Origin of the sequence: Ruminococcus sp. RTP21198st1_G1_RTP21198_201120 (assembly GCF_040924265.1) — a bacterium.
Lineage (GTDB): Bacteria > Bacillota > Clostridia > Oscillospirales > Ruminococcaceae > Hominimerdicola > Hominimerdicola aceti.
In genome coordinates this window covers 1-5,514 of sequence record NZ_JBCOMH010000034.1, presented here as the reverse complement: position 1 = coordinate 5,514, position 5,514 = coordinate 1, and the positions used below count along the sequence as shown (strand labels likewise).

Genomic DNA, 5,514 nt, shown 5'->3' with positions numbered 1-5,514 from the left:
GGCTGACAATAGGTTATGCTGCAGGCTTGACCTGTTACTAATGTCGTTATGCCATAGATCGCACTGAGAATTAACGTTATGACTATTCCTCGCTTTGTTTCCTGATCTGGTTTCCTCATTGTTTAATTGCTCTCCCGGATAAAAAATACGCTATACTTTTCCTAGCTGATCCTAGTTTTCAGTATAGCGTATACTATTTATTTTTTTCAAGTCTTTTGCGCCAAAGTACCTTTTTGGACGTCATTTGTTCTTTCCGTTAATACTTTATTAACATGTCGGCTGTGAATGTTTCGTCCTCCCATTCAAAAGATGTGACTCCACCCAACTGATCCGCAGCTTTTTTTATACTCTTACACCTATACCATGTAATCCATTTCCTGACTTACTGGATTTAAGGTTCTGAGTGTCAACCTCATCTGATGAATTTATAACACAAATTCGAAGTTTCTTATCGACTTGTATCATTGAAATGTGAATATATTTATTGACACATGAACAGCGCTCTGCTCCTTCAATTGCATTATCAAGAAGATTAGCGAGTATCCGACAAATCAGCATATTGTCTATGGTCATTGATTCAAACACGTTTATCTTAGTTGTGAATTGTATATTTTTATTTAATGCTTCCTGCCATTTCATATTGATAATAGCATCAACGGATGAAATACCTGTGTAGCATATTCCACCTGCGTCTGATAAGCTGTTTGATAAATTCTCCAGATGCCTAATTGCCTCATTTTGATTTCCATAGCGGAACATAGATCTTGCCACAGATATCTGATTATTTATATCATGCTTTAATTGCCTTATCTCGTTGTATTTACTTTCAATCAGCATATAATTTTCTTCTTCTGATTTAAGTCTCTGTTCCATGACTTTCAATTTCAATTGATTTGCATATGTATCAAAAAAGTTAAACACAAATAAATTAAGTGCAAGTAATCCAATAACGGAAATCAAATAATTTATAGTCTGTCTATGGGTTAACCCATATGACACAAAAATCCCATTAAGAATGACCACACTTAAAATCGGTATTAATATAATTGACAGCCAGTTCTTTAATGGAATATCTTTCTGCTTGTTTTTTGAATACTCTATTATATATACCGAAAACCAGAAACAAAATAGCTTTGAACAAGCCATTCCAATATATCTGCCTAAACCTGAATTTAATTGATCCAAGGGGCTTCCGAAATTCAATATATAAAGTATTCCCATTGGAAGTGATTCTGAAGCAAGTATTACTATCAAGAATATTAATGAACAAAAAAGTTTTTTACCGAATTTACATTCAAACATTATGTTGGAAACAGCTGTCATCAGTACAAAAGTAGCGATCAAGTTGATCCATGGATATTCAAAAAATAATGTTACTGCTGCAAGAATCATAGAGGTAAGCAGTGTTGCCGGAAATATTGCTCTTTTTCGAACTCTGAAGCTCTCTTTCATCATATTGTACAAGTAAAAAATTATAATTGAGCTCTCAGCAATGCAATTTAGAATTTCTATAATTAATTCATTAACAGACATTAGCCCCACCTGCTTCTGCTAAATTTCAAAAAAGCTTTTGTGATATTTTCAAGATGATTTCTGCTGACGTATAGGCTTTTGCCATTCTTCAGAAATACTTGATTCTTTTTAATGTAGTCAATATTAGTAATGTTTATCAGAACGCTTTTATCGGAACGTACAAATAAACATCCTTCTAACATTTTCTCATAGTCGCCCAGTTTACCCTTTTGATAATAGTGTTTATTCAACGTATGGATGACTATTTGATGTGAATAAACCTCTATATACAAAATATCGACTGTAAGAAGTTCTTTCTCGATACCATCGTCAATGACTTTAATGTATTTCTTATTTCTATAATACTCTTGAACTGTATCGCTGAGTTGTTTCAAATAAATGGACTTGGGTTGATTTTTTAATATATATCTGAATGCCTTAACTTCATAGCCTTGATAAACGAATTTGTCAAAACTGGTCATAAAAATAAGGATCACATTTTTATCAATTTGCCTTAAAAACTCAGCCGTCTGCAAACCATTCAAATCTTTCATCTCAATATCAAGAATAACTAAATCATATTTATCTTTTGAAAATTGTTCAATAAATGATTCTCCGCTTTCGAATTCTGAAAATTCGAATTCGTTTTCATGAGTCTGCAGCGAATTGATGTCATTTTTTAATTTCTCAATGTAAGTTTTTTCATCGTCACAAATAGCAATTCTCATAAAATCACTCCTTTATTTTATTTTAACACAAAATCCCAACTTTTTCAATATAAATCGAAATCACTAATATAAAATAAACAAAATTTACTGATTTAATGTTTTCGATTATTATTTGCATAAATCTGTATTTATGTGAAAAAGCACGGTCTATGAAACAATTTATCCATAGCTGTGCTTTTTTGGGGAGGCGATTGACTTTTATTTATCCGAATACCACAATCCGTTGCTTTATCAATTTTTCTTCCAGCTCTTTTTGAATTTAAGCATATTTTTTATTTTTCTACAACGGTTAATATATTTATTTCAAAAAATCAATCCAAGCTCTGTGTGAAATTCTCTTTAATTCCCATATCCTGCTTTTTCAACCTTATCATCCTCCGCAGCCTGCTGTCGACTGTTCGTCTGACCGATTTATACTTCTGTGTATAATCATCTTCAATGCACCTACTTAAATTCACAAACAATCCCATAACAGTATTTCTAAGTAGCATATTTTCAAAATGCCCCATATCGTCAAGCATATTCTGAGCGTACTCATTACCGTCGTTTGCGGACTTTGTAAGCCATTGGGCAGCCTTTTCCTTATCTTTTTCAACTCCCTCTGCCCCGAAAAGATAAAGCCTGCCGAGCTGATAAGTTGACCACATATTTTCAGCGGATTTTTCAAAATATTCGATGGCTTTAGGAATATCAATCTCCGTTCCAAGTCCCTTTTTGTACATAGCACCCAGTTTGTAATATAGATTATCGTCCGCCTGACCCTTGCTTTCAAGTTCAAGAAAACCGGATAATGCGACCTTGTAATATCTTTGTGCGGTTTCTTCACTTTGACTTACATATTCGCCTTTATCGTACATTTGAGCAACAGCGTATGGGGCATAAGGCTGTCCCTGTTCAGATGATTTGCGATACCACAAAAACGCCTGCGACAAGTCTTTTTCCACACCGTTGCCGTAGTAATATAAATTGGCGAGACTGTATTGTGCGAATTTGTTGCCCTCCTGAGCTGACTTCAAAAACCATTCAAATGCCTTTTCATAATCTTGTTCCGTTCCCAGACCATAGCAATGCATTTTTCCGATTCTATACCAAACGTAAGAACGCATATCCACGGGTTTCATGACCTGCCCTTTGTATTTTGGTTCATATGGAAACATAAAATCTGAGTCCGGCTCGATCTCCATAAAACCCTGAAATGCTTCTTCGTAGAATGAAAAAGACTTTTTTTCATCTTTTTCGCCGAGTTTATCAGTAGAATAGAGTTTGCCCAGATCTTGAATAGCAAGAACATTACCTGCCCCTGATTCGTTAAGCAAAAGCTGCTCCGCTTTTTGAAAATCTTCAAGCTTTGATCGCTTGTTATAAATCAGCTTGCAGGCTTCTTTGTAGGAACTACTCCACTTGAGGTAATATTTGCTTTTCGGAGCGTCATCAACATCGACTGTTACCGCATTTTCACCACTCCAAATGAAATCTTCGGCTGTCAGATCATCGTTATTTGAAAATGTCACTTTATCATTTTCGGATTGCTCAGATTCATCGAACTGTGGAGAAATATCAACATAAAAGTCATCATTCTCAAATTGTTCTGTTGGATCGGGTTCTTCAATTTCTACATCAATGACAGGATAATTCATGTCAAGCACAGTTCTGATTATCATATTCCGCACAGGCTGAAAAACTTTGTTATCAACCAATGGCGGCAGTTCTTTTTCTTTTTGCGTATAGGTCTTGTATTTCAAGCTCTCCAAACTGCACCATTTTTCATAAAGCTGACGGATATTATCGTCATTTGCAAGTTCCGAAAAAATGCTGTTGACTGTTTCTTTGACCTCCTGAGGAAGATATCCATATACTTTTTTGCCTTTAACATTCTGTAACTGAGAATATAGTTTGCGGATAAGATTTTCAAGCTGCGGATTTTCAAAATCGCTTTGCTGAATTTTTCTGACAACACTTTCAAACTCCGTTTTTGATACTGCTTTCAATTCGTCACGGCTTAATGTCTGCTCCTGATATATGGACTGCAAATCATCGTGAAATATATCGTTTGCAAAAGCTGAACGAATCTTATTAATTTCCTCGTTTGTTAAGAATCCTTCCTTTGTATTTTCGGAATAAACAAGCAGATGAATATGCGGATGATGAGTAGTGTCATGAAATGCGGCGTACCATTTTAAATTGCATAATGAAATTTTCTGATTTTTTGCAATATCTGAAATGTGACGCATAACAAGCTGCCGCCACGCTTCCGAATTATCGTAACCAAGTCTAATTGCATCTTCACGACGAAGTGAAATTACGTGGGACCAGACATTGCCTTTGTGATTTGCTATTTCGTTAGCTACCCTGTCAAGAATTATCGGTTCATCTTTTTCATTGAAAAGACCATGAGAACCTCTTTTCTGAACTCCCGGACGCATAGCCATGTAACCGACAAAATTCTGACGATTACCAATGACGTCAGCGTTACGCTCAATGATCGTACTGATTAGTTCCGAAGCGTTTTCTACAGTAGGGTTCACAGTGTAGTCCTCATATTCCAAATATTTTTTAGCTTCGGGAAAATCTGAAAGCAGATCGTTTAAAAGCTGTTCTTGATTCTTTGTAGCGTTATCATTTCTATCCATAATGTTTTGGTCACGGACTTCAACTGTTTCACGGGTTGCGATGTACTTTGTGTAGTTTCTGCGCTTGTTTTTACTTTTCTGTGTACCGCTTTTTAGGTAGCGGCTTGTTACGATAATTTGAGATAAAGTCATAACATATCACCCCCATTTTTATGTGATTTAATCTAACCGTTGATACCTCACAGCCTTCTCAAAATTAATAACACCGTTAATGCGTTTAACCTCATCTATACACATAGCCCTCAGTTTAATCATCGTATCATCATCAATCTCATGTACCGCCGCAAGCATATGAGTAACTGCACCAAGTTCAACTGCAATTTTAAATAAGGCACGGGACAACCTCTGTTCCGTGCCTTTGACTATTCCTTCCGCCATTGCCGTTAGCTGCGGGGCAATAAATTCCGTTGCCGTATGCTCCTTGTTCAAAAGATACCCGCAATAAAAACGCACAGCCTTTTCAATAAATTCCGAGCGTGATTTACAATTATCGTGCTTAAAAAGAGTGTCCACTATTTCCAAAGTTTCGGGAAAAATCTTTAGTCCAAATCTTTGCTTTTTATACTCAGATGTGACCTCGCAAACCTCTGTTTTTTCGGCTTTTTCTTCTGTATTTTTAATTTTATCCGACTGCAATTTGCAAA

The 5,514-nt window shown here is 35.7% G+C and carries 4 protein-coding genes; all 4 read right to left on the bottom strand.

From position 1 onward, the window contains the following. Window positions 1–342: 342 nt before the first annotated feature. On the bottom strand, window positions 343–1,533 hold the full coding sequence (locus tag AB5627_RS14040; RefSeq protein ID WP_368369911.1) for a GHKL domain-containing protein: 1,191 nt from the start codon (window positions 1,531–1,533) through the stop codon (window positions 343–345). Then, window positions 1,533–2,240, bottom strand: a complete 708-nt coding sequence (locus AB5627_RS14035; RefSeq protein WP_117897879.1) for a LytTR family DNA-binding domain-containing protein — start codon at window positions 2,238–2,240, stop codon at window positions 1,533–1,535. The genes AB5627_RS14040 and AB5627_RS14035 overlap by 1 nt, the downstream gene beginning before the upstream one ends. A 311-nt stretch (window positions 2,241–2,551) precedes the next feature. Continuing rightward, window positions 2,552–5,002 (bottom strand): MobP3 family relaxase, encoded by a 2,451-nt coding sequence (gene mobP3 / locus AB5627_RS14030; protein ID WP_302837865.1) that lies wholly within the window; start codon window positions 5,000–5,002, stop codon window positions 2,552–2,554. 27 nt (window positions 5,003–5,029) lie between these two features. Next, on the bottom strand, window positions 5,030–5,514 hold a 485-nt coding region (locus AB5627_RS14025; protein ID WP_368369910.1), incomplete at its 5' end, for a hypothetical protein.

Bases quoted from the DNA above. Each gene is read 5' to 3' on its own strand.
- AB5627_RS14040 (WP_368369911.1), bottom strand. From the start codon at position 1,533: ATGTCTGTTAATGAATTAATTATAGAAATTCTAAATTGCATTGCTGAG.
- AB5627_RS14035 (WP_117897879.1), bottom strand. From the start codon at position 2,240: ATGAGAATTGCTATTTGTGACGATGAAAAAACTTACATTGAGAAATTA.
- mobP3 (WP_302837865.1), bottom strand. From the start codon at position 5,002: ATGACTTTATCTCAAATTATCGTAACAAGCCGCTACCTAAAAAGCGGT.